Consider the following 23325-nt stretch of genomic DNA (forward strand, 5'->3'; position numbering starts at 1 on the left):
ACAGTCACCGCAATAAAGAATTAGTGGGATTGTATCTAAATCCGTCGTTGGAGTTTGTGCGCCTGCAAGTAATTCCTGGATAGACTTGTGGCAGCTGACATCGCAATCATTGTCTACATCCACTTCATCTTGAGCATCTGCTACTGCTCTAAGAACCTCGCAAACACAGCTGTCGCCATCATGTTTTTTACCTTTGCAACCCATAACAAGTTCATCTCCTTTTAGTTGATATGACCTATTGTCCTTAATAGAATATGAATCGCCCTCCTAATGGTGTGGGTGTTTGTCTAATTTTCAGCAGGTTTCCCATAAAAAATGATGACAGGAGCGGACAGGCGAAGGGCCCATACATAGGGATTTGCCCTGCATAAGCTGTATTGACTTGATTCAACACAGGTGGTGTAGCGGATGGGGAATTGGCTGGATTTATGCCTTCTTGTATTTGCGAGCTTTCGTTTGACCAGGCTGATTGTTTACGATACAATCACAGAATTCCTTCGAGCACCATTCCACGATATAGTGGAGGAGACATTGGAGGATGGGAGTACGGAAACTTATATAGAAATAAAAGGAGAGGGACTCAAATATTGGATAGGCGAGCTATTAAGCTGCCAGTGGTGCACTGGTATTTGGGCAAGTTCTTTCCTATATGCTGGCTATGCATTGATACCGCATCTTTCAATGCCGGTCATCACAGTGCTGGCAATAGCGGGAATCGCTTCTGTGATCCAGCATTATTTTATAAAAGACTGACATATTAAATTAGTGAGTCCGTCCAGAACCCCATTGAAGATTTGTTCATAAACTATCGTATGGACTCTTTAATGAAGGGGTTGTATTCATGGAGGAAAAGCAAAACACGAAAAGCAGCAAGGGTTCTACTGTATCCAAAAGTAATGCTTCAACCCGCCGGGTGCGAAAAAAACGAGGCTGTGGTTGTGGAAAAAAGAAAAAGCAAGCATAAAAGCAGCGTCTGCCAAACTTCTGGCAGGCGTTTTTTTGTAGATTACGTCAAATAGGGAAGGCTATAAGAAGCAATAAGAGAGAGCTTTATTAATGGAGGGTTGTAAAAAGGTCTTATTAAACTCACCCAAGCAAATGTGCTGCCAAGAAGGCATAACGGTCGATTTTACATTAACTGGAAGTGTAACCTGCTATAAAAAATTCATAAATTGCGTTTTGGACGTGGAAAATAATTTTATCTGATGAAGCATAGGAAGGGATTAATGATGAATATGAAACAAGCTGTAAGCATTTTAGCGCTATTCATGATGATTGGCGCTGGCACTGCTGGCTGTTCTTTTGGCAAAACATCTCCAGATAGCAGGGCGTCAATGATCCAGTCAGTCAATCCTGATCCAGGAGCGACGAATGATCTTGAAGAGAAGGATATCAAACTGGCTAAAAAGGTGAAAAAAGATATCGCTTCACTTGATGAGATTTTTGATGTTGCGGTCATTGTAGGTGAAAAAGAAGTATTAGTCGCATACAAGGTTAAGCATTTGAAGCGGTTCGGCATGAAGCGAATCGAGAAAGAAATCAATAAGAAACTGGAGAAGAATTATCCTGATGAAGATTTCATTGTTTCTAGTGATTATAAAATTTTTATTGAGGCGGTCGAGCTTCGGGAGAGAATGAAAAATCCGTCCTTTCCGGATAAAAAAGCAGAGGAACAATTGCAGCGGATTATTTCGTTGAAAAAAGAATTGACTTAAGAAAGGATGGGTGAAATGGGGGATAAAAAAAAGCAAAAGATGACACCTGAGCAGCAACAATATCAACAGCTTGAACAAAAGCATGAACTTAAACGCCCAGTGGTTAAAAATTGCATTAAAGCATTTTTGGTTGGCGGCTTGATCTGTACGATCGGCCAGGCAATAACCTATTTTTATATATACTTTTTCAATTTTACCGAACAAACAGCTGGAAATCCGACAGTTGCTACGATGATTTTCCTTTCCATGCTGTTGACAGGATTTGGTGTCTATGACCATATCGGCCAATTCGCAGGTGCGGGTAGTGCCGTACCGGTGACTGGCTTTGGGAATTCTGTTATTGCTGCAGCGATTGAGCATCGTACTGAAGGTTTTGTTCTTGGTGTCGGTGGAAATATGTTCAAATTGGCAGGATCAGTAATCTTATTTGGGGTCTTTGCAGCCTTTGTCGTTGCACTCGTTAAAACTTTGCTGATAATGATGGGGGTGCTGTAAATGTTGATTGGCAAGCAGTCATGGCAATTTGCGAACCGGCCTGTCATTGAATCATGGGGCACCTCCGGCGGTCCTTTTGAAGCTGAGGGAAAACTCGCGGCTGACTTTGATGTCCTTCATGATGATTTGTGGATGGGTGAAGACTCATACGAAAAAGCACATAGAGTGTTGCTTGAAGAGGCAATCAAATCTGCCTTGCAAAAAGGGAACTTCAATAAAGAGGACATGCAGTTCATGCTGGCAGGCGATTTAATCAATCAGATAACACCGACGAGTTTTGCGGCAAGGACGATGGAAATCCCCTATTTTGGTCTCTTCGGTGCTTGCTCTACTTCTATGGAAGGTCTTGCGTTAGCATCATTTATTGTGAACTACCAGGGAGCAAAGAAGACTGTAACCGGCGCATCAAGCCACAATTCGGCGGCGGAAAAACAATTCCGCTACCCGACAGAATATGGCGGACAAAAGCCACCGACAGCGCAGTGGACTGTAACTGGAGCAGGAGTTGCGGTTGTAACGGACAACTCAGATAAACAGGGGAAAATCGTCACCACCTCTGCCACTATCGGTAAAGTGGTGGATATGGGGATTTCGGATCCCTTTAATATGGGAGGAGCAATGGCGCCTGCTGCAGCAGATACGATCATTGCCCACTTTAAAGATTTGAATCGTGATCCATCTTACTATGATTTAGTTGTAACAGGTGATCTTGGAAGGATTGGGCAGGCTACTACATACGAGCTTTTGCAGCAGTCCGGACTGGATATAAAGAAGGAACAATTTCAGGATTGCGGTTTGATGATTTATAACGATGACCAGCCGGTCCAATCTGGTGGCAGCGGAGCAGGATGTTCGGCTTCCGTGTTATATGGCCATTTATTAAACCAAATGAAAAATGGTGTCTATAAGAGAATACTTGTTGTTGCTACAGGAGCTCTCTTATCACCGCTATCATTCCAGCAAAAAGAAACCATTCCATGTATTGCCCATGCTGTCTCAATTGAAATGAACTAGAAAGGAGGAATCACTTTGCTGCCAATGTTTTTTTGGGCTTTTGTTGTCGGAGGCCTGATCTGTGTGTTCGGCCAGTTGATGTTTGATATTGCGAAATTGACACCAGGGCACACGATGAGTTTGCTTGTTGTCATTGGTGCTGTCCTTGATGGTTTTGGACTTTATGAACCATTAATTGACTTTGCAGGAGCTGGTGCTACGATTCCAATTACAAGCTTTGGTAATTCGCTTGTTCACGGAGCGCTTCAGGAAGCAGAGCAGCACGGGCTGGTAGGTGTCCTGACAGGCATGTTTGAAATCACGAGTTCCGGTATTTCGGCTGCTGTAATCTTCGGCTTTATAGGCGCACTTATCTTTAAGCCAAAAGGTTGATTATGTGTTTCAAGGGATGATTTAATGCCGGATATTTTAAGCACGATCATACGCTCTATTTTGCTGATTTTAGGCTTATTTATCATTACAAAGCTTCTTGGAAAAAAACAGTTATCAAGTCTGTCATTTTTTGAATATATCGTAGGCATCACTGTAGGAGACATTGCCGGTACATTAGCGATGGATCCTGATTTGAGCTTGAGGGATGGAATTGCCAGCCTTATCGTCTGGTCATTCGTCCCTTTGGCAATTTCAACGATATCCTTAAGAAGCAGAGCATTTCGCAAAATAGTTGAGGGGAAATCAACTACCTTCATTGAAAATGGTAATATTCTCGAAAAGAACATGCGAAAAGAGAAATACAGTATAGATGAACTCTTGGAACAATTACGCAAGAAAAGTGTATTTAAGGTAGCCGATGTTGAGTTTGCTTCGCTTGATTCCAATGGAGAATTGAGTGTTTTAATGAAAAAAGCCAAACAGCCTTTAAAGTATGAAGATATTGGAATTAAAGTTGGAGCAGAGTCTACTTCGGTGTCCCTTATGATGGACGGTCAATTTATCGAGGAAAACTTAAGGCAGGCTGGTCTGGATAAAGTTGAACTGATTTCAAAAATCCAGGCTAAAGGATATCAGCCAAATCAAGTCTTCTATGCAGAAATGGATTCTAGAGGACTCCTTAGTCTTGATTTATATGATGAATTTATATCCTGCCAATTCCCAGACTTTGACCATATTTAACCCATGATTTTTAAATGGATGGGGGCTCGCCCATACACATTCATTATGCCTCACATATATTGCTATTGAGTAATAAAAAGTGAGGTGAAGAAGAATGGGCTACGGTTGGTGTGGCGGCGGCTACGGCTACGGCGGTGGCGGCTATTACGGCTCCACTTTCGTTTTGATCGTCGTATTGTTCATTTTGTTGATTATTGTAGGAGCAAGCTTCTACAACTAAGAGTAAAGAAGGAGAAGCTGTTCCAATTCGGGACAGCTTTTTCTGCCTGGACTATTGCTGATTTTTACATTCTCTCTTTCACCATTTTTTGCTTCCTTCATACAATAGAGTAGTTAAAGAAGGAGGCGTGATTTATATGGATAATAATTTCTTCAAGAATATAGAGAAAAAAACTGGCGTAAATATGAATGATGTATTTGAGTTAGCGAATTCATTACAAAATGCGAACTTTAAAGATGAGCAAACTGTAAGAGGCGTAATCCGCCGTGTTTCAAAAATGGCTAACAAGCCTGTCAGTAAAGAAATGGAAGACAAGATTGTAGAATCCATTGTGAAGGATGGAAAGCAGCTTGACTTTGGCCAAATTTCCAAAATGATTAACAAGAAGTAATTCTTGAATGCCAAATCAGGACCTGAGTTTATATCCCCAGGTCCTGATTTGGCATTTTTCTTTTTATATTGGATAAAAAACGGGAAGGATTAGCTTTTCTTCCACGTCTTCTATGTGGAACAGAAATGAATAAGTTCTTTTCTGCCCTTGTCACTGCTACATAAAGCAGACGGCGTTCTTCTTCAAGAGGCTGAAGGTCTCCATTACGATAGGCATCCAAAGCGTAATCATGGGGGATGCTTCCGTCAACAGTACCAATTATATAGACATTTCCATATTCTAGCCCCTTGGCTCGATGAATGGTGCTTAATGTGATGGCGTCAGTTAGATTCCTGCTGCTCCGTTTAATTTCAGCGTTCATGGCTGTCATATGGTCAGCATGCTCGATGAATTCTCCGACGGTTTTAAAGTTGCGTGCCGCCACTTTTAAATCCCGGATGTCGTCCGATCCCTTTTCAAGCTGGTTGCCTTCATTTCCGCGCTTTTTGATAAAGTCCTGATATCCAAGGTCCTTTTCGACTATATCAATTGCCGCTACTGGCGATAGAGAAGACAGAGAGCGTACAATCGGTATAAGTCTTTTCAGCTTTTGTTCCTGGAAGGCAAAGCCGGTTTTTACATAGGTAAGAGCTTCAAGCATGGAACAATCGTTCAGGATGCTATTCGCCTGTAAATCACGGAAAATCGACTGCTTTAAAAATAGTGATGGAAGAATATTTTTGATTGCTTCTGAGTCATCGGGATTCATGCTTAGCCGCAGAAATGACAGCATTCCTTTTACCATGAAACGCTCGTAAAAGGATTCAATATCCTGATCAAGACGGAAAGGGAAGCTTGAATTCGCCAGCCTCTCGAATACTGCACGGCTCGATGCATTCGTTCTGAACAGGATGGCGAAATCACCGGGGCGCTCACCTTGTTCGATCCGTTCTTTTATATCAGTAAGAATCATCGTTGCTTCTTCTTCTTCATCATAAGGATGGAACATTACCGGCGGGCATTCACCAGAAAATTGAGCCCGCATTTCTTTTTCATGGCGAGTGAGATTGGCTGAAATTAAAGTGTTGGCTGTCTCAACAATCTCATGCGGCGAGCGGTAATTCTGGTTTAAAATGATTAAATTAGTATTTTTGAAATCTGTCTTAAACTTGAACAGGTACGCAGGATCACTGCCTCGGAATGAATAAATTGACTGGTCGTCATCGCCAACAGCGCAAACATTTTCATGCTTGTCAGAGAGCATTTTCATGAGTTCGTATTGTACTTTATTAATATCCTGGAATTCGTCTATTAAAAAATAGTGAAAACGATTTTGATAGTTTTCCAGTATTTCGGGCTTTTCCTTAAAAAGCTTATAACAGCCGAGAAGCATGTCATCAAAATCGAATAATTTTTGTCTGTCTTTAGCAGCTTCATAGTCTTTATACAGCAAAGCCACCTTTTCTTCCCACGGAGATTCTGGCTTAACGTCGTGTGGCATGATCATCGTGTTTTTCCATAAACCGATTTGCTGGAGTGCCAGGTCATAGGCAAACTCTTTTTCATCGAGCTGGAGCTTTCGGCCAGCCTCCTTTAATATCTGTTCTCGCTGCCATTCTTTTTTCATCAGCTTGTCCGATGACCAATTTTCACGGTCATGAAAACAAAGGATACGGTAGAAGATGCTATGGAAGGTGCCGGCGATCAGCTGGTTGACCTTAGCGGGGGACATTCCCGGGTAGAGGGCAATCCTTTTCTTCATTTCAGCGGCAGCCTTGGCTGTGAAGGTAACAAGCATGATAGTACTTGGATTAATATTCTTCTCTTCAATCATGAAGGCGGTTCTCGCTGTTAGCACTCTTGTCTTTCCACTCCCCGCACCTGCTAAAATCAATAATGGCCCCTCTGTAGAAACAACTGCATTTTCCTGGTTGCCATCAAAATGGATTCCAGCTTCTTTAAGTTGTTTTAAATAATTCAACTTAACCCCTGGCTTAGCAGGTGGGAGCGGATTAAAAGGTGAAGGGATCTTCACTTCCCGTGGGAGTATGAATCCTTCCTCTTTTTCTGCTTCAGCCGTGATGGAGCGGGCCTTCGGGATGCGGAAGCCATTTCGTTCGATATATTCTGTTTCCTCGGAAGGTTGGACTGATGAAGAGTTTTCATTTTGTTCAGGGCAATCTTCTTTTGCGGAAAGGTGATGGTAGAAATGGGGCTTGTTCTTTATGCCGAGGTAAAGACGGACAGGGCCTCCGCATACAGAACAAGTAAGCATCCCTTTTTTTCCGTCATCAAAAAGCTTTTGATAATCCTCACGATTATATCGATCAAGGCTTATTATCTGTTGATTATACTTGGCTGTTTTCATGTTTTCCCTCATCTCCGACCAAAAATAGCACAATCTCTATCATAGCAGAATAAGATTTTTAACAAAAGGTGTTTTAGGCATTCATTAACACTTTGTGAATACATTATATCTAAGGCGGAAGCTGGAAGAAATTTTTTCATTAGCAGTTTAGTACGGTCATAAACAGGGAAAAGGATAAGAAGAATATAGTGAGAAAAAATTAAACTTGGGGGATACCAAAATGGGATACATTCTTCCAGTGACAAATTATCAATATATACAATATGCTGAGCGTGAAATAGGGATAGATTATGATCCTTTCCAAATTAATAAAATTGCTAGGATCCGAAAAGAAGATCCTGTAGAACAAGGACAGGAACAGCGAGAGCAAGCAGTAGGGCCCATGCAAAAGCGGAGGGACCAGCAGCCTGTGGCACGAATGCAGCTAGCTGCCTCTGATATAAGCTTCTCTAATACGGATCGGGTTTATAAGAAGAAGGTAAATCCTTCAATAGTCAGCCAGGCATATGCTGAATTAACGGGAAAAGGAAGGCACTACAGCGAGTCAATTTAAACTCAGCTGTAGTGTTTTTTGTTATTCAAAAAAAACTCCACTCATATAAGAATGGAGTTTCAGTAAATTTAAATAGATTTTTTCATCGTTTTATGTGGGATACCCGCATCCATGAATTCTTCTGATACCGTTTCATATCCTAGCTTGCTGTAAAAGGGGATAGCATGAGTCTGTGCGTTCAATTTCAAGGTTGATATACCTTGTGACTTGGCATATTCCTCGATTTTATTCATGACCGCTACACCTGCTCCGGTTTTTCGGTTCTCGTTTAAAACGCAAATCCGTTCTACCTTGCCAATTCCGTCCAGTATACGGAATCTCCCAGCACCGGCCGCTTTTTGGTTATCGTCATATAATACAAAATGGACAGATTCGGATTCAAATTGATCAATTTCTTCTTCTTCTGGAACATTTTGTTCATGAATGAATACAGTTTTGCGTACTTCGAATGCGTCTGCTAGTTCTTGATTGTTGTTTACAATTTTTACTTCCACGTTAGTTTATTCCTTTCCAAGCCTGAATGTTTCATATACCGTCCACGATCCATTATCCAACTGGTACAATAGGTGGATTCTGTCGGCGGTATCCTCAAATTGCACTTTTGTCATCCTCAATGAACCATATACATCGGAATGTTCATCGTCAGACATTTTCTGTCCGATAGTTATATGTGGTACAAAGTTATACTCCTGATTTCCGTCAAATGTTGCATTAAGCTCATTATGAAGCTTTTCCAAGTCTTCAGGTGATTCAACCTTCAAGTAGATTACATTGTTAACGGGCTTAAAGGAACCAATCTTAGTGATCTTGATGTTGACTGGTCTGAAATTCCTGGCGATTGAATCGAGTTTATTGGCGATTTCCTTGATTTCTTCCTCCGTTGCTTCAAAGGGTGACTTTAAAGTTACGTGAGGCGGGATTAACGCATAGTGCGGATCATAACGCCTTCTCATTGAATTTGCAAAATCCTGGATTTTTTTCGATGGAAATATGACAATACCGAATTTCATCTGAGATACCCCCCGTTTCATTAGTTTGGTGCATATCGATGTACTGCAAACCTATATTATGATTTACCATTCATTATAACAAATTTTCTAAATATATAATATAAAGAAGCATATATTAGGAAAACACTTTACTTATTGCCCTTTTGAGGTCTGGCTGCCAATAAGTCCATGTATGATCACCGCTGAACTCATCGTAAAAATAGCCAAAGCTTCTTTCCTTGAAAATTTTCGAGAGCTCCCTGTTTGGTGTCAGGAAGTCTTTGTTTTTGGAAGAGCTTGTTTTTACTTCTGTTTCTTGATCCCCCACAGTATGGTAGATGTGGAGCAATTCTGGCTGGCGGAAGTCCTTTACGGTCTTGAATACATCCTCGTTTACATAAGGTGACTGAAGAAGCACTTTTCCAAATGTGTGCGGATACTGGAGCGCGGCAAGCAAAGAAACTGTAGCTGCGAGTGAATCACCAATCAATGCGCGGCCCATGCCCATTTGGTAGGTAGGATACTGTTCATCTAAATATGGAACAAGCTCATGCGCCAGAAAACGGATATAGGCTTGGTGCTGCTCCCCTTTTGGGTGGTACTTTCGCCGCCTATCCTCGACAGACTCATATGGTATTCCTACTATGATGACGTTTTCAATTTCCTTTTTGCCAAGGAGCTCGTCTGCAATCCTTCCGATTCGGCCAAGCTGGAAATAATCCCGGCCATCCTGTGCAATAAGTAATGAATATTTATATAAGGGAGAATAGTTGGCAGGCAAGTATACCAGCATGGTCACTTCTTCTCCAAGTGCCTTGCTTTGAAGTGTGATTTCTTCTATTTTGCCCATTGGAAAATCCATTAATTTACCTCCAAATCATGAATTGCAATATTATTCTTTAACCGATATCACGATTTTAGCATATGTATTTTGAAAAATCTTTTATGGCAATCTATGTGTATCGGGCAAGAAAGGTAGATAGTAAGTAACATGATTGACAATTGTGTGAAGTCTTATGTTAAGATTATGTTGAACAATTCTATTTCTATAAGGGGGATTTCTGATGAAAAAAAGAAAGTTTCTTTTATTCACAACGCTAATGCTAGTACTTTCTATGGTGCTTTCGGCATGTGGCGGCGGCTCTGAAGAAGAGGGCGGCGGAGAAGGAAAATCAGAAGAAAAGCCAAAATACATGAGCATCCTTACTGGTGGTACGGGTGGTACATACTTCCCGTTGGGCGGATCATTTGCCAAGATCGTCTCTGACGCAACTGGGGTTAGCACAAATGCTGAAACAACAGGTGCTTCTGCAGAAAATATGCAGAGCATTAAAGATGGAAAAGGTGAAATCGCCTTCACACAAACTGACATCGCTTCCTACGCAACAGAAGGAAAGCTAATGTTCGATGGAAACAAAATTGATAATATCAAAGCAATCGGAACATTGTATCCTGAAACAATCCAAATCGTTACAACAGAAAAATCAGGAATCAAATCAGTAGAAGACCTTAAAGGCAAAAAGGTCTCAATCGGTGCACCAGGTTCTGGTACAGCAGCGAATGCTGAACAAATCCTTGAAGTTTACGGTCTTTCACTGGATGATATTGAAAAGCAGGACTTGAGCTTTGATGAATCAGTAAACGGTATCAAAGATGGCAATATCGATGCAGCATTCGTAACAGCTGGAACACCTACAGCTGCTGTTGAAGAGCTTTCCGCAACAGAAAAAGTTGTTATCGTACCTATTGAAGCTGACAAAGCTGAAGAACTTATCGAAAAGTATCCGTATTATGCAAAAGAAGCAGTACCTTCTGGAACATACAAACTGGATTCAGATGTGCCGACAGTGGCAGTTCTTGCGATGCTTGTTGTAAAATCAGACCTGTCTGAAGACCTTGTCTATGACATTACAAAGTCAATCTTTGAGAATCTTGATCAGGTAACACACGCCAAAGCTAAGCAAATCAAGCCTGAAAATGCACTTAACGGCGTTGGTATCGAAGTTCACGCTGGTGCACAGAAATACTATGATGAAAAAGGTATTAAAGCAGCTCAGTAATAGTAAGAAATTGGCCGGACAGTGTCCTTAAGGACATTGCCCGGTCAACTCATCTTTTTCAAAAAAAGTAGAAGATGACCACTACATGGGTGAGAACCCAGGCAGGATAGACCGAACTTCCAACCGGTCTATTTTTTACTGTTATAAAGAAAGTACTCCATCGGAGACATTGGACAGGCGAGGCTAATGATATGAATATAAACTGGATTAAATCAAAAATCTTCGTTCTGTTAACCCTCATTATTTTTTTAGCAATTATCTCAATCAATATCCCTTACAAACAAGCTCTAGTTTTTCAAGCACCTGAAAGTAATGATATACTCTGCTATATACCAATTAATACAGGGGAAGCCTTTAAAATAAAGTACAAGCATTCGATCCATCTGTCAGATGTAATTGAAAGCTACAAAGTTACCGAAAGCCTTAAAATCAGGCAATACGAACTGGAGTATGAGGATTTTGCTATCGGTATGCCATCTGAAATTGCGGATGGAGAGAACTTTGAAATGAAGGATGGCAAGTACTATATTACAAATATGAACAGGGAATTTTCGCATTTCGATTTGAGGCTTGGCCAGGTTCGGGCAAACCACACCCTGATTTATGAAGACATAACGTACCCGTTGTCCAAAGCAATTGAACCAGGGACAAGGGTGCGGATAAAGATTGAGGAAATTAGTTTATTGAAGCAATTGGAAGGAGTGAATATCCTTGACGACAAATGAAGAAATGGTATCTCAAGAAAAACAACAAGAGCTTCTGGAAAAATATGATCCTGAGGCTGCAACTAGAAAATTGGCAGGTAAGATGGGATGGATTGTTTTCTTCGGCCTTCTGGCTTTCTCAGTATTCCAGCTATACACTTCCATATTTGGTGTCCTGACTGCCCAACTCCAGCGTTCGATCCACTTGGGATTCGCTCTCGCTCTTATTTTCTTGCTGTTTCCGGCAAGGAAGAAGAATCTTAAGGTGAAAAAGGTGGCATGGTACGACCTGCTATTGGCTGTGATTGCTATAGCTGTTGGAGTTTATTGGCCAGTTATGATTGATGAACTCGTTAACCGTGTCGGCCGATTGACACCACTGGATTTCTACATTGGTATTGCGGCGATCCTATTGGTGTTAGAGGCGACACGAAGGACGGTTGGCTTACCGATTATGATTATTGCAGCAATATTCATGGCCTATGCCCTTTATGGACCGTATATGCCGGGATTTTTGGCGCACAGGGGTCTAGACCTGGAATCTCTCGTCCAGACTATGTTCTTTACTACTGAGGGTATTCTTGGAACTCCTTTGGGTGTTTCATCAACATTCATCTTCCTATTCTTATTGTTCGGTGCATTCCTGGTAAAGACGGGTGTTGGTCAATATTTCAATGATCTCGCTGTTGCCGTTGCAGGAAAAAGTACTGGAGGACCAGCAAAGGTTGCGATTTTTTCCAGTGCCCTTCAAGGAACAATCAGTGGAAGCTCAGTGGCTAACGTTGTGACATCGGGTTCATTTACGATTCCGATGATGAAAAAGCTTGGCTACCGCAAAGAATTCGCCGGTGCTGTAGAAGCGGCGGCATCAACAGGTGGACAGCTAATGCCTCCAATCATGGGAGCGGCAGCATTCCTGATGGTTGAATTCATCGGTGGCGGAATTACTTACTGGGAAATTGCCAAGGCAGCTACAATCCCAGCGTTGTTATATTTCTCTGGTATATGGATTATGACTCATTTTGAAGCGAAAAGGATCGGTCTGCGAGGTTTATCTGATGAAGAAATGCCTGACAGAAAAGAAGTACTTAAAAAGATTTATCTTCTATTGCCAATCCTGATCGTTATTATATTGATGGTAAGTGGTATGAGTATCATGCGTGCTGCTTTGTGGTCGATTCTATCTACAATTGTCGTCAGTGCTTTCAGCAAAGAGACGAGAATTGGTTTCAAAGATGCAATCGATGCACTTGTCGATGGAGCACGGACTGCACTGGGAGTTGCGGCAGCTACAGCTGCTGCAGGTATCATTGTTGGGGTAGTTACTAAGACTGGTCTTGGATTGAAGCTAGCAAATGGCTTGCTCGATCTTTCTGGTGGTTACTTAATTCCTACTTTAATGCTGACTATGGTTGCAGCAATCGTTTTAGGCATGGGTTCGCCAACCACGGCTAACTATGTTATCACTTCAACTATTGCTGCACCGGCCATTATTTTACTTGGTGTACCGGATTTATCAGCTCATTTATTTGTGTTTTATTTTGGCATTATTGCCGATATCACTCCTCCAGTTGCTCTTGCAGCATTTGCAGCGGCAGGAGTTTCCGGTGGAGAACCGCTGCGTACCGGTGTGAATTCGGCCAAGCTGGCGATAGCGGCTTTTATCATACCTTATATGTTCGTGTTATCTCCTGAACTTTTGATGATCGATACAACCTGGACAGAATTAATTTGGGTGGTCTTCTCTGCCATATCTGGTATGTTGGCGATTGGAGCAGGGGTCATTGGTTACTGGTTAAGGAAATTGCAATGGTGGGAAAGAGTGCTGGGAATCGTAGGCGGTATTATGCTGATTTATCCAGAAGGAATGTCGGATATAATCGGTCTGGGTCTTTTTGTACTACTTGTTGCACTTCAGATAATTATTAAAGATAAAGATTCAGTGAAACCAAAGCCAGCAAATTAATGAATGGAGAAAGGAGTCCTTTTACAGGGCTTCTTTTTTTAACTTGATTTCAGCAGTTTGCGTCTTTCGGGCATAACAGAAAGTATGTTTTCCTTTTTAAACAAGCGATCTGCCTTTCTGAGAAAACAGTAAGCTTTAAAATAACGATCATGCATTTCTTTTACGATAATCCTGCGATGGGTAATTTGGTTATTAGCTGCAAGATAAATCATCTCGACAGTAAGGTTTTCCTGAAATGATTTTTCAAGAAGGCCATTCATGCGCTCTCACTCCTTTAATTTCTATTTATATTATACACGAACATTTGTTCTTTATTCAATCTTTTTAAGAACGTTAGTTCGTAAAATTTTCACAGGAATATATGGTACTATTTAGTAGGAGGTGTAATCATGGAAAATGAATTGCTTAAAGTGTTTGATCAGCAGGGAAATTGCATTGGAATTGCTACGAGGTCGGAAGTTCATAAAGCAGGTCATTGGCATGAAACCTTTCATTGCTGGTTTACCGAGCGGATAGACAATGAAGAATTTCTTTTCTTCCAAGTCCGCAGTTCAGTTAAGAAAGATTATCCTAATCTGCTGGATATTACGGCAGCAGGGCATCTTCTTGCTGATGAAAGGCCTGTGGATGGTTTAAGAGAAGTGGAAGAGGAGCTTGGGATTGACCTGGCATTAGAGGATTTGCATTCGTTAGGGATGATCAAGGATTCATTGAACAGTCCTGAATTTATCGATAATGAATTATGCCATGTGTTTTTGTATGAACAACATCAACCTTTCGATAATTATTGGTTGCAATTAGAAGAGGTTTCGGGCATCATGATGGCAAGCATGACTGCATTTGAAAAATTATGGTTTGGCAAGGTTCAGGAAATAAAAGTAGAAGGCTTCCTGTCGAACGGGGATAATGAAAAGAAACCACATAGCATGCTTGTGTCCAAAAATGATTTTGTCCCACATGAAGATACATATATTGAAAGTGTACTTAAGGCAATAAAGAATTTATAAGGATTTTTATACAAAACATTATTGACAATTCTATCAATCCAGTATATATTAGTAAATGTCCTCATCACATGGGACACGCTAATACGATTCCTTAGCTCAGCTGGGAGAGCGCTACCTTGACAGGGTAGAGGTCGCTGGTTCGAACCCAGTAGGAATCATAAACGCTGTCGTATCAAGAGTTTATCCAACTTTATACTAACATGAAAATGTTATGGTCGTTGCTAAATCTGTTACGACACCTTGAAGCCACTTCACTAAAAAAATTGTGAGGTGGCTTTTTGTGTTGTTAAAGTTTGCTGTTCAAGATTTTTTAGATGACAGAGAGTTTAAAAATGTTACACCTAACACCTTAGAGAGTTACAAATTAATGATTGGTCAACTTCATGACTTCCTAACAGAAAATGAAGTCGTAAATGTTGAAGATGTAACTCCAAACCACATTAAAAAATTTATACTTCATTATCAGAAAAAAGGAAATAACGCTACAACTACCAATTCCAAACTCCAACGAATTAGAGCATTCTTTAATTACATGATTGAATGTGAGGTCATAACTAATAATCCTGCCAAGAAGATTCAAAAGGCAAAAGAGGATATTAAAATTGACGTTTTCACTGATTATCACATTAAGCAAATGCTCAACTATTACAGACGAATAAAACAACGTGAGAAAGCATTCTATGCCTATCGGGATCATTCAATTATCGTTATTTTAATTGGTACAGGTATCAGATTGTCTGAAATGACATCACTAAAATGGACAGATGTTGATTTTCAGAATCATACTCTATCCGTCTTTGGAAAAAATCGAAAACGTGAAACTATGCCAGTAACTGAAAAAGTAGTCAAGGAATTATCAGCATACAAAACATATTGTGAACAATTTTTCGGCAAAGAAAATCTTCATGAAAATATCTTTACTAATCGTAATAGTGAACCTTTAACTCCTGACGCAGTAAAGAACATTTTTAAGCGGTTATCAAAAATAATGAATTTTAAAGATGTTCGATTATCGGCTCACACGTTCCGCCACTCATTTTGTCAGCGTTGCATTCATGCAGGAATGAGTACCTTTGCAGTCCAACGTTTAATGCGTCATTCAAGTATTGCTGTAACGGAAAAGTATGCGGCAATGTGGGGAAATGACCTAAGAGAACAGAATGACAAATTTAATCCTTTAAACAATTTAGAGGTTTAATATGAACAATAAATTGGATCAAGAGTGGTTGCAACTTATCCAACAAGCCAAACAACTAGGACTGACAATTGAGGAAATACAAAAATTCATCCAAATTAATCAAAAGGAGAAAAATACTCATGACAAATAATCAATATGAATCAAAAGTAATGGAATGGATCAAGAATCATTTTGACTTATCAGCAATCGTGATAGAGGACTTTAGTGTTTTGCCTTATGGTAAACGTATCCTCGACATGGAAGGTGGAGAAATGGCTGTGTTCTATGACTTCTTCACTGGTAGTATCAAAGAATTATTTCCAACAGATAGTGTCTATTGATTAAGCAGGGAGCAATCCCTGTTTTTTATTTTGCGTTATAAAAATGGCGAGAAAAATCAGACGCAATAAACGTTGATATAGCAACATTCTTTTAATATTTGTAAATGTAAATACACTAATAAACATTGATATATCAACGTTTGTAGCTATTTTTGTTGGATAAACCCTAAAGGAAGAAAAAACATAAGCGAGAAAATAGAAAAATGCTAGAACCTTTGATATGACTGAATTTGTAAGCATTTTTGTAAAATTGTACTTATGGTAGAAGAATAATGTTCGAAGTTTAAAAACACTGGATCAATTGTCATCACTGTTTCAATTAGCAAAATGAAATTTTTGTACTTATGAAGAATGTTTGAAATAGAAAAATCTCGTATCCATTCTCTTTGTTGCGTTTAAAGCAAAAACATAAATTTGTACTTATGGAAGAAAAACATGGACAGGACTTTACCAATTAGAAATCCTTTGAAACCATTGTCATTACTGACTTTTTGAATTTGTTTTAAAAATTGTACTTATGGAGGAAATGCTAGAAGTTTAGAAAAACGCTGAAACCCTTATCCTATATAACTTTGACAAAACTCTTGCCGATTTGTACTTATGGATGGAGTGTGAAGTTTTAGAAAAATGCTAGATCAATTACCATTACTGGATTCATAAGCAAAAAGTACTTTTTGTACTTATGGAGAGAGTGTAGTTACGAAATAGAGTGGTTTTTATCAGCATAGGTATACGTAGACAATTAGGGCTTATTTATCAGGATAGGTATAACAGGATTAAGACCTTTTGAGGTATTTATCAGAATAGAGAATCGACAAAATAAAATGTAAGCAAATAGGATGGTATTTATCAGAGTCGGATACACATAGACAAAATAAATTCCAGATAACTTTTTGTCCGAATTTATACATTTATTTCTCAGAGTGGATAAAGATGGACAAAATAAAAAACGACAATGATTTGGTATTTCTCAGAGTTGGATAGCAGTGGCAAAATGAATTATTCAAGTAGAATTTTAGACCTTTATTTCTCAGGGTGGATACCACATGACGAAAATAAACATAATGAGTAGCGAAAGTGAACACCCCACCCATTGAAAAATATAGGTTAATCGCACGTTTAAGCAATTAGAGATAATCGTCTATAAGGGAAGATGTGTAACGGTGAGTTTCACATGTAATTGCTATGTCTGTTGATATTACTACATTTTCAAAGGGTGAGATAATCGTCTATAAGGGAAGAAGTAAATGTTAGGAAAATAGAACATCAAAAAACAGCAAAAATGTTCACTCAAACAGCCCTTCAACCCTTGATACTACAACGTTATGAAAATCGACTATTGGAAGGGAGATAATCGCCTTTTAGGGAAGAGGTATAAAGAAATAAAAATAAATACATAACCACCGTTAGAAACAACGCATAGTCCTTACTCTCCCAAGGGTTACAACAATTTTTAGTTTTCTTGTTACTATGATAGAGAAATAAATAATTAACTTTACCAAAATGAAAAACCACTTGACACTTACTCCCACAAGGGATACAGCGTGTTTTAGTTTTTCTGTTACTATGATAAGAAAACTACTTAAAACGCAAAAATAGCCATGTTTGAAATAGAAAATGCCATTAAGCCCTACTCCTGCAAGTGATAAAGGGGTTTTTAGTAATTCTGTTACTATGATAGAGAAATACATTTCATTGAGATGGAAACTTGAGTTTCCGTTTGAATGAAGGGTATTCCCTTCGTATCAAGTGCATTATTTATAATCCTCCAAAGTCAAAATCACTTTTTGACTTCCACTTTCTGCGAGTAGTCATTTATTTGGCTACTCCTATTTTTTATGGCTTTAAAAATTTTTTCTCATATTTATTATTAAATCGCAACAATTATTAAGGGAGGTGTTGACATTGGATTTAACTACAATACCGTTGGATCAATTTGCACAACAGGGAATCTTTGCTTTACTTTTCGTTTGGTTACTTTTTGACACACGCAAAGAAGCAAAAGTAAGGGAAGATAAACTGACAGTACAAATTGAGAAACAAAACGAAGCACAGGATAGAATTGTTCAATCATTAGAACGATTAGAAACACAAATTCAGAATTTGAAGGAGGTTAAATAATGGCAGAGATTACAGCAAGTGCATATTCAGATTTACGGAATTATATTCAATCCAATTGGAAATATATCGAGTTACAAGATGATACAGGAGTTGCAATTGTAAGATTATCCCCTTCTGATAGTAGAGTAACTTGGACACATCTTGCAGGAGAACAGACATTAAAATTACAAGTTATCATTAAAGGTTCTGACGCTGATATTACCGCTCCTAAAACATTTGCTAAATCAGTAATCTATAATGTTACAACAGGCGGAAATCCATTATCAGTTGAATCATTTACACCATTTACAATTGAGGGAGATCAAGACGAATTGACGGTGATTCATTCAATTGAAGTGCCGAAAGTAGTGTGATGATAAATGATAGGTGCAGGAACAGCGAGTAATCCTTATTTAGTATCTACTCCTTCTGACCTTAATGCAGTCAGAAATAACCTAACCGCACATTACCAATTAGTAAATGACATTGATATGTCTAGTTGGGGGAATTTTACTTCAATTGGAAAAAGTACAACCACATTTTTTAAAGGTTCATTTGATGGTAATGGTTTTAAAATACTGAATTTATCTATCAATGAATCTTCCGTATATGTTGGATTATTTGGATATATCAACTATGCAACAGTAACCATAAAAAACTTAGGAATTGAAAATTGTAATATAAATAGCAATACCTATAACTATGTAGGGGCTATTGTTGGTTATTTATCAAAAGGAAATATCCAAAATTGTTATTCCACAGGTCAAATTAATGGTCAGTATGGTGTTGGTGGTTTAGTTGGATTTTCAGATGGAATAATTGAAAATAGTTTCTCTATGGCAAATGTTACTGGTACTGGTCGAGTAGGTGGGCTTTTAGGGAATGGTGTATCTGTTAATGCTATCGTAAATAAATGTTACTCAACAGGATTAGTAACTGTAACACCTGACCCTAATTTATATAATGGTGGATTGATAGGTTCTCATTCAGGTTCAAGTGCGGTAACTAACTCCTATTATGATTCTCAAACAAGCGGTCAAATTATTTCGGCAGGTGGGATAAGTAAAACTACTGCTGAAATGAAAACTCAATCGACTTTTACAGATTGGGATTTTGCAAGCACATGGGGAATTAATGGCGACTATCCGTACTTACAAGTATTTGGTCTGCCTGTTGTATCTGTCAAAAAAGAAACAAGAGAAATACATACTTATTTAAATCAATTTATTACCGCTTCTGAACGTCATACTGCAACGATACGAGTTGTAGAGGGCTATCTATCGAATATTGAAACGACAGCCACAAGGAACGCTAGGACAGTAAAAAACACGATTGCAAAAGTTGATACTCATATCCAACCAATAGAATCATTTATAAATAGAGAATCAAAAAAGGTAAATGAATTACTTTCTTATATTCAGCCAATACACAGTAATGTAAATGTAATCTATCCAATTGCTAACAAACAAATAACCGCTTATTTAAGCGTCTTATTTAACGATTCTAGCGTGTCTATCAATGAGGGTATGTCTAGTATTCAGAAGGTTGTAAACACGTCAGAATCAATAATAAACAATAATCAGAGCCATTCAGCCATGATTATCAATCCTTCACATGTGGAGGTGAGGAAATAATGTATCAAGGGGATACAGTTAGGTTAAAAGTCCATTTCAAAACTTTTACAGGTCAGTCAGTTGATCCAACAGATATTAAGTTGACTATTTACAAAACTGATAAAACACAAATTGAACAAATACTTTTAGATGAGACCGCCAAAGAAGGAACAGGTCTCTATTTTTATGACTATGTGCCTGCCGATGAATTGAACGAATTTATTTTCGAGTTTGTCGGCAGTTATAGTAACAAACCTATCCTTAGCAGAGGAAAGGTAGAAGTCAAATTTATTTAATCAGGAGGGAAAAGTATGTCAGAAGAAATTAGTTTTACGCAAGAGCAGTTAAATGAGCAATTAGCAACAGCAAAGTCACAATGGGAATCAGAGGTGTTAAATCCTATCCAAAGTGAAAGGGATGAACTATTACAGTTTAAACCTAAAGAATTAACAGATGAAGAAAAAGCAATTCACACTAAGCAACAAGAATTATTTCAGAAGGAAGTATCATTTGAATTGAAAACAGCAGGACTTGATAAGTTTGCTGAATTTTTCAATGTAGAAAAGATTGAGGACTTGCAGCCACAAATTGAAAAGTTTCAAGGTTTACTTAATGAAATCAAAGTGTCAATGGGATATGTACCTGCTGACCATGGTAAATCAGACGCTTACAGTGTGGCAGAACAGAAGAAAGATGTTAGCGGTATGCTTTCAGCAAAATTATCTAAATTATTTGGGTAACTAGCACTTTGGCAAATTGTCAGGGTGCTTTTTATATTGATTAAAATATTGGGTAGCGACCAACGCTAAAGGAGAATTTATTTTATGTTTAAATCTAATAACTTTACTAACATGGAACAGGTATCACTCGCTAAGGAAATTGCAATTATCGGAGTACAAGCAACACCATTAACTTCTATGCTTATGGCAAAAGGTAATATCGAAAAGGCACTCTCTACTGTTTATTCATGGAGAGAAAAAACTCTTGATAATACTGAAGATATTTCAGCAGTTGAAGGTGAAGATACTACTGTATTCTTTGAATCTGCAAGAGCAGAATTATCCAACGTATTAGAAATTTTCAAAAAAGGTGCTAGTATTTCTGGGACAAGTTTAGCCATGAAATCTACTCAATTTGCAGAAGAAATTAATGACCGTCTATTAGAACTTAAAATTAACATGGAGAAGAAATTCATCAACGGTCTAAAGGCAGACGGTTCTGTTGCTCCTTATAAGCGTCAATTGTCAGGTCTAATTGAAATGGCAGACGCTTCAAATGCTGTATCTGCTACTGGTGCTGTGACAGAAGAAACTGTTAAAGACGTAATGCGTAAACTTTGGAACCAAGATTTAGCAGAAGGAAATGTGTATGCTTTCGTTAATGCTGACATTAAAGAGCAAATTGACGCAATCTACAAGGATAAATACGGTTACAATCATGTAACTACTAACTTTGGATTGGTAGTTGAATCTATCAATACAAACTATGGCACTTTGAATATCGTACTTTCTAAACATGTTCCTGCTGACAAGATGGTTGTATTCAATGACTCTTATGTTGATATTGCTTACCTTCGTGATGCTCACTTTGAGCCACTTGCTAAAACAGGTGATTCTGTAAAAGGTCAAGTAATTGCAGAAGCGACTCTTAAAGCAGGATCAAAGAAAGGTATTGCAGTAGTAACTGTTGCTTAATAACTTAATACATATTTCGAGAGGGTACTCATTTTGAGTATCCTCTTTATTTATTCAGGGAGAAAAGAGGATGAATATAAAGGATGAGTATTTTCTAAAACGCAGACAAAAGAAAATATCACATAACGAATTAGCAGTTTATTTAAATTGCAGTCAATCACTGATTTCCAGATATGAAACTGGCAATTGTGGAATGTCCAAAGAAAAGATAAATAGATACAGAGAATACATAGACAATAAATAATTCAAACAATTAATCAGAAGGTGGAGGTGAAGAAGTGACAAGAGGTTTTACAAAAGATTCGTCATAACCACTTCCTTCTTTTAATCATAATCGGATACGTATCCGAAATTTATTTATGAGGATTAAAAGGAGGAAGTCATTTCGGCAATTGATTGCTGATTTGATGGTTATTGACGACTAACAATTGTTGTCATGAGGGCTTTACCATTTGAAGGATAGTGGGAGAATTTTCTCTTTCACTGAAAGTATGAAGCAAGAATTGAAAAGCAAATTTGATAGTTTAGATTTTGTAGTTGATCCAAATAAGGATAAATTTGAAAGTTGTCTAGGTGACGATAACGATTCACTAATTGGAGCTTCCTTGTATTCACATGTTTCAGGAGTGGAGATTGGAGGATTTTACAACTTCAAGAATCTTTACTATTCAGATGATAGGGATTTAGGTAAGAAATTTGTTGGTATTGATATGTCATTGATTCAAGAAGGTTTCCGGTGCTTTGATAATCACGTAAATTTATCCAACGCTGCCGAAATTGGCAATAGTCAAATGGCAAATATAAATACTTTCAATGGAATTAATCTTAGTACCTATAATCAAAAATATGCTGGCAGTACAGTATTACAAATGTATGCCTACTATATGGAAGGTAAACAGCCCCCTACAATTGAAGGAGGGCTTATTTTAGCATGTATTGATGTTGCTTTTAAAGGACATTATTCAAATCAATACAAGGCAATACATAACCAATACCTTGAAGATTTAGGTTTGACTTGGATGATTGACCTATTAGACAAATACTCAATAAATGAAATGTATGACTTCATGAGAAAAATAGGTCTTGATTCTAAAATTGAGATCAATAAGCAAGGTTATATTGTCAATGAAAGACCGTGGAAAAAGAGTGCAGTTACTGGTAAATGGTTTCGTGATGGGAATTTACTTGATATTCCATTCATTGAAAAGAATTTAGGTTTTCCTATTATTATTCCACAAGGTCAATTTAAATTGGCAAGAGAATTACATAGTCAGTCAAAAGAATTACATGAAATCAATCTTAATACACTTGATAAGAAAAATATCTTATCACTTGCTTATACATATCGAAATAAAGTTGAACTAACTACATTAGAAAAATTGGCTTAAAGAGGAGCAAAAAAATGTTCCTCTTTTTTCTTTTTTTCGTTGACGGAACTATCACAACTTCATATATTTCCCAAGGGAGGATAAAATCATGAAATATTTTTTCTGCTACAACAAGTCAGTATCGGATTATCTGCAGAATAAAGGGATTAAGTTTATTACAGTTGCACAGGATTTGAAAACAAAAAAAGTTTTCTCCTTATATCCAATAGATGAAACGTTGCAAAAGGCACTAGACGAATACAAAGCAAGATAAGAAACTCTATAAAAATTCTAATAAAAATTCGGAGGTAACAATATGAAATACGAAGAAATTGAGAGAACAGTTGCATTTTACGAGAAAGAAATCATTCACATGCCAAATGAATTGTTTGAAGAATTAAGGTCAAATATTGATAATTCTCAACAACTAGCATTTTCCTACTCTTATCTTTATTTAAC

At 38.2% G+C, this 23325-nt stretch carries 31 protein-coding genes and 1 tRNA gene; 26 read left to right on the plus strand and 6 right to left on the minus strand.

Going from position 1 to position 23325, the window contains the following annotated elements; translation table 11 throughout:
* Nucleotides 1–204 (minus strand): CotY/CotZ family spore coat protein (locus ACH0QE_RS04910; RefSeq protein ID WP_415799574.1); only part of this gene is annotated, 204 nt, incomplete at its 3' end.
* A gap of 204 nt (nucleotides 205–408) precedes the next feature.
* On the opposite strand from ACH0QE_RS04910, the gene ACH0QE_RS04915 reads away from it, so the two are divergent.
* From ACH0QE_RS04915 to ACH0QE_RS04955, 9 genes are all read left to right on the plus strand, one after another.
* The gene (locus ACH0QE_RS04915; RefSeq protein ID WP_415799575.1) at nucleotides 409–753 is read left to right on the plus strand and encodes a DUF1360 domain-containing protein; all 345 of its coding nucleotides are present in this window, start codon (nucleotides 409–411) and stop codon (nucleotides 751–753) included.
* 88 nt (nucleotides 754–841) lie between these two features.
* A complete protein-coding gene (locus ACH0QE_RS04920) occupies nucleotides 842–964 on the plus strand; it encodes a hypothetical protein (protein ID WP_267892354.1) in 123 nt (40 codons plus the stop codon).
* Nucleotides 965–1226: 262 nt separating this feature from the next.
* Nucleotides 1227–1715, plus strand: a complete 489-nt coding sequence (locus ACH0QE_RS04925) for a YhcN/YlaJ family sporulation lipoprotein (protein ID WP_415799576.1) — start codon at nucleotides 1227–1229, stop codon at nucleotides 1713–1715.
* 15 nt (nucleotides 1716–1730) lie between these two features.
* Complete coding sequence (spoVAC, locus tag ACH0QE_RS04930) at nucleotides 1731–2210, plus strand: stage V sporulation protein AC (RefSeq protein WP_102261900.1); 480 nt, start codon at nucleotides 1731–1733, stop codon at nucleotides 2208–2210.
* Nucleotides 2211–3224: a stage V sporulation protein AD gene (gene spoVAD, locus ACH0QE_RS04935; protein WP_415799577.1), complete on the plus strand. Its 1014-nt coding sequence runs from the start codon at nucleotides 2211–2213 to the stop codon at nucleotides 3222–3224.
* Nucleotides 3225–3239: 15 nt separating this feature from the next.
* On the plus strand, nucleotides 3240–3596 hold the full coding sequence (spoVAE, locus tag ACH0QE_RS04940) for a stage V sporulation protein AE (protein WP_214911541.1): 357 nt from the start codon (nucleotides 3240–3242) through the stop codon (nucleotides 3594–3596).
* 24 nt (nucleotides 3597–3620) lie between these two features.
* The gene (locus ACH0QE_RS04945; protein ID WP_415799578.1) at nucleotides 3621–4337 is read left to right on the plus strand and encodes a DUF421 domain-containing protein; all 717 of its coding nucleotides are present in this window, start codon (nucleotides 3621–3623) and stop codon (nucleotides 4335–4337) included.
* Between the two features lie 94 nt (nucleotides 4338–4431).
* On the plus strand, nucleotides 4432–4557 hold the full coding sequence (locus tag ACH0QE_RS04950; protein ID WP_102261904.1) for a YjcZ family sporulation protein: 126 nt from the start codon (nucleotides 4432–4434) through the stop codon (nucleotides 4555–4557).
* Between the two features lie 136 nt (nucleotides 4558–4693).
* Complete coding sequence (locus ACH0QE_RS04955) at nucleotides 4694–4948, plus strand: stage VI sporulation protein F (RefSeq protein WP_023615234.1); 255 nt, start codon at nucleotides 4694–4696, stop codon at nucleotides 4946–4948.
* Nucleotides 4949–4976: 28 nt separating this feature from the next.
* On the opposite strand, the gene ACH0QE_RS04960 is transcribed toward ACH0QE_RS04955, so the two are convergent.
* Nucleotides 4977–7295, minus strand: a complete 2319-nt coding sequence (locus ACH0QE_RS04960) for an ATP-dependent helicase (RefSeq protein WP_415799580.1) — start codon at nucleotides 7293–7295, stop codon at nucleotides 4977–4979.
* A gap of 220 nt (nucleotides 7296–7515) precedes the next feature.
* Between ACH0QE_RS04960 and ACH0QE_RS04965 the strand changes: the two genes are divergently transcribed.
* On the plus strand, nucleotides 7516–7848 hold the full coding sequence (locus ACH0QE_RS04965) for a hypothetical protein (RefSeq protein WP_415799582.1): 333 nt from the start codon (nucleotides 7516–7518) through the stop codon (nucleotides 7846–7848).
* A gap of 68 nt (nucleotides 7849–7916) precedes the next feature.
* On the opposite strand, the gene ACH0QE_RS04970 is transcribed toward ACH0QE_RS04965, so the two are convergent.
* From ACH0QE_RS04970 to ACH0QE_RS04980, 3 genes are all read right to left on the minus strand, one after another.
* Nucleotides 7917–8342, minus strand: coding sequence for a GNAT family N-acetyltransferase (locus ACH0QE_RS04970; protein WP_415799583.1), 426 nt, complete (start codon nucleotides 8340–8342; stop codon nucleotides 7917–7919).
* Nucleotides 8343–8348: 6 nt separating this feature from the next.
* Complete coding sequence (locus ACH0QE_RS04975) at nucleotides 8349–8858, minus strand: YjcG family protein (RefSeq protein ID WP_415799584.1); 510 nt, start codon at nucleotides 8856–8858, stop codon at nucleotides 8349–8351.
* A 115-nt stretch (nucleotides 8859–8973) separates the two neighbouring features.
* The gene (locus ACH0QE_RS04980) at nucleotides 8974–9699 is read right to left on the minus strand and encodes an alpha/beta hydrolase (RefSeq protein ID WP_415799586.1); all 726 of its coding nucleotides are present in this window, start codon (nucleotides 9697–9699) and stop codon (nucleotides 8974–8976) included.
* Nucleotides 9700–9901: 202 nt separating this feature from the next.
* Between ACH0QE_RS04980 and ACH0QE_RS04985 the strand changes: the two genes are divergently transcribed.
* The 3 genes from ACH0QE_RS04985 (at nucleotide 9902) to ACH0QE_RS04995 (ending at nucleotide 13567) form a co-directional block, all read left to right on the plus strand.
* Entirely contained in the window at nucleotides 9902–10897 is a 996-nt protein-coding gene (locus ACH0QE_RS04985) for a TAXI family TRAP transporter solute-binding subunit (RefSeq protein WP_415799587.1), read from the plus strand.
* Between the two features lie 191 nt (nucleotides 10898–11088).
* A complete protein-coding gene (locus ACH0QE_RS04990) occupies nucleotides 11089–11622 on the plus strand; it encodes a DUF1850 domain-containing protein (protein ID WP_415799588.1) in 534 nt (177 codons plus the stop codon).
* Between the two features lie 4 nt (nucleotides 11623–11626).
* Nucleotides 11627–13567 carry a TRAP transporter permease gene (locus ACH0QE_RS04995; protein WP_415799601.1) on the plus strand — a complete coding sequence of 647 codons (1941 nt, stop codon included), beginning with the start codon at nucleotides 11627–11629 and terminating at the stop codon, nucleotides 13565–13567.
* A gap of 38 nt (nucleotides 13568–13605) precedes the next feature.
* On the opposite strand, the gene ACH0QE_RS05000 is transcribed toward ACH0QE_RS04995, so the two are convergent.
* Nucleotides 13606–13827, minus strand: a complete 222-nt coding sequence (locus ACH0QE_RS05000; protein ID WP_415799589.1) for a hypothetical protein — start codon at nucleotides 13825–13827, stop codon at nucleotides 13606–13608.
* Between the two features lie 129 nt (nucleotides 13828–13956).
* Here ACH0QE_RS05000 and ACH0QE_RS05005 point away from each other — a divergent pair, with 129 nt between their 5' ends.
* The 13 genes from ACH0QE_RS05005 to ACH0QE_RS05065 all read left to right on the plus strand — a co-directional run bounded on the left by ACH0QE_RS05005 (nucleotide 13957) and on the right by ACH0QE_RS05065 (nucleotide 23140).
* Entirely contained in the window at nucleotides 13957–14574 is a 618-nt protein-coding gene (locus ACH0QE_RS05005; protein ID WP_415799590.1) for an NUDIX hydrolase, read from the plus strand.
* An 85-nt stretch (nucleotides 14575–14659) separates the two neighbouring features.
* Nucleotides 14660–14732: transfer RNA gene (locus tag ACH0QE_RS05010), tRNA-Val, on the plus strand.
* Between the two features lie 122 nt (nucleotides 14733–14854).
* A complete protein-coding gene (locus ACH0QE_RS05015; protein WP_415799591.1) occupies nucleotides 14855–15772 on the plus strand; it encodes a tyrosine-type recombinase/integrase in 918 nt (305 codons plus the stop codon).
* 1 nt (nucleotide 15773) lies between these two features.
* A complete protein-coding gene (locus tag ACH0QE_RS05020) occupies nucleotides 15774–15902 on the plus strand; it encodes an anti-repressor SinI family protein (RefSeq protein ID WP_415799592.1) in 129 nt (42 codons plus the stop codon).
* A complete protein-coding gene (locus ACH0QE_RS05025) occupies nucleotides 15892–16092 on the plus strand; it encodes a hypothetical protein (protein ID WP_415799593.1) in 201 nt (66 codons plus the stop codon). The genes ACH0QE_RS05020 and ACH0QE_RS05025 overlap by 11 nt, the downstream gene beginning before the upstream one ends.
* 1896 nt (nucleotides 16093–17988) lie before the next feature.
* A complete protein-coding gene (locus ACH0QE_RS05030; RefSeq protein WP_415799594.1) occupies nucleotides 17989–18213 on the plus strand; it encodes a BhlA/UviB family holin-like peptide in 225 nt (74 codons plus the stop codon).
* Complete coding sequence (locus ACH0QE_RS05035) at nucleotides 18213–18566, plus strand: hypothetical protein (protein WP_415799595.1); 354 nt, start codon at nucleotides 18213–18215, stop codon at nucleotides 18564–18566. The genes ACH0QE_RS05030 and ACH0QE_RS05035 overlap by 1 nt, the downstream gene beginning before the upstream one ends.
* 6 nt (nucleotides 18567–18572) lie before the next feature.
* Nucleotides 18573–19826, plus strand: coding sequence for a GLUG motif-containing protein (locus ACH0QE_RS05040; RefSeq protein WP_415799597.1), 1254 nt, complete (start codon nucleotides 18573–18575; stop codon nucleotides 19824–19826).
* The gene (locus ACH0QE_RS05045; protein WP_415781698.1) at nucleotides 19826–20101 is read left to right on the plus strand and encodes a hypothetical protein; all 276 of its coding nucleotides are present in this window, start codon (nucleotides 19826–19828) and stop codon (nucleotides 20099–20101) included. The genes ACH0QE_RS05040 and ACH0QE_RS05045 overlap by 1 nt, the downstream gene beginning before the upstream one ends.
* A gap of 15 nt (nucleotides 20102–20116) precedes the next feature.
* Entirely contained in the window at nucleotides 20117–20545 is a 429-nt protein-coding gene (locus ACH0QE_RS05050; RefSeq protein ID WP_415781697.1) for a hypothetical protein, read from the plus strand.
* 84 nt (nucleotides 20546–20629) lie between these two features.
* On the plus strand, nucleotides 20630–21499 hold the full coding sequence (locus tag ACH0QE_RS05055; RefSeq protein WP_415781696.1) for an SU10 major capsid protein: 870 nt from the start codon (nucleotides 20630–20632) through the stop codon (nucleotides 21497–21499).
* A gap of 452 nt (nucleotides 21500–21951) precedes the next feature.
* Complete coding sequence (locus ACH0QE_RS05060) at nucleotides 21952–22887, plus strand: hypothetical protein (protein ID WP_415799599.1); 936 nt, start codon at nucleotides 21952–21954, stop codon at nucleotides 22885–22887.
* Between the two features lie 88 nt (nucleotides 22888–22975).
* Entirely contained in the window at nucleotides 22976–23140 is a 165-nt protein-coding gene (locus tag ACH0QE_RS05065; protein WP_415799600.1) for a hypothetical protein, read from the plus strand.
* The last annotated feature ends 185 nt before the right edge of the window (nucleotides 23141–23325 follow it).

The organism is Mesobacillus sp., from assembly GCF_047739415.1.
Lineage (GTDB): Bacteria > Bacillota > Bacilli > Bacillales > Cytobacillaceae > Mesobacillus.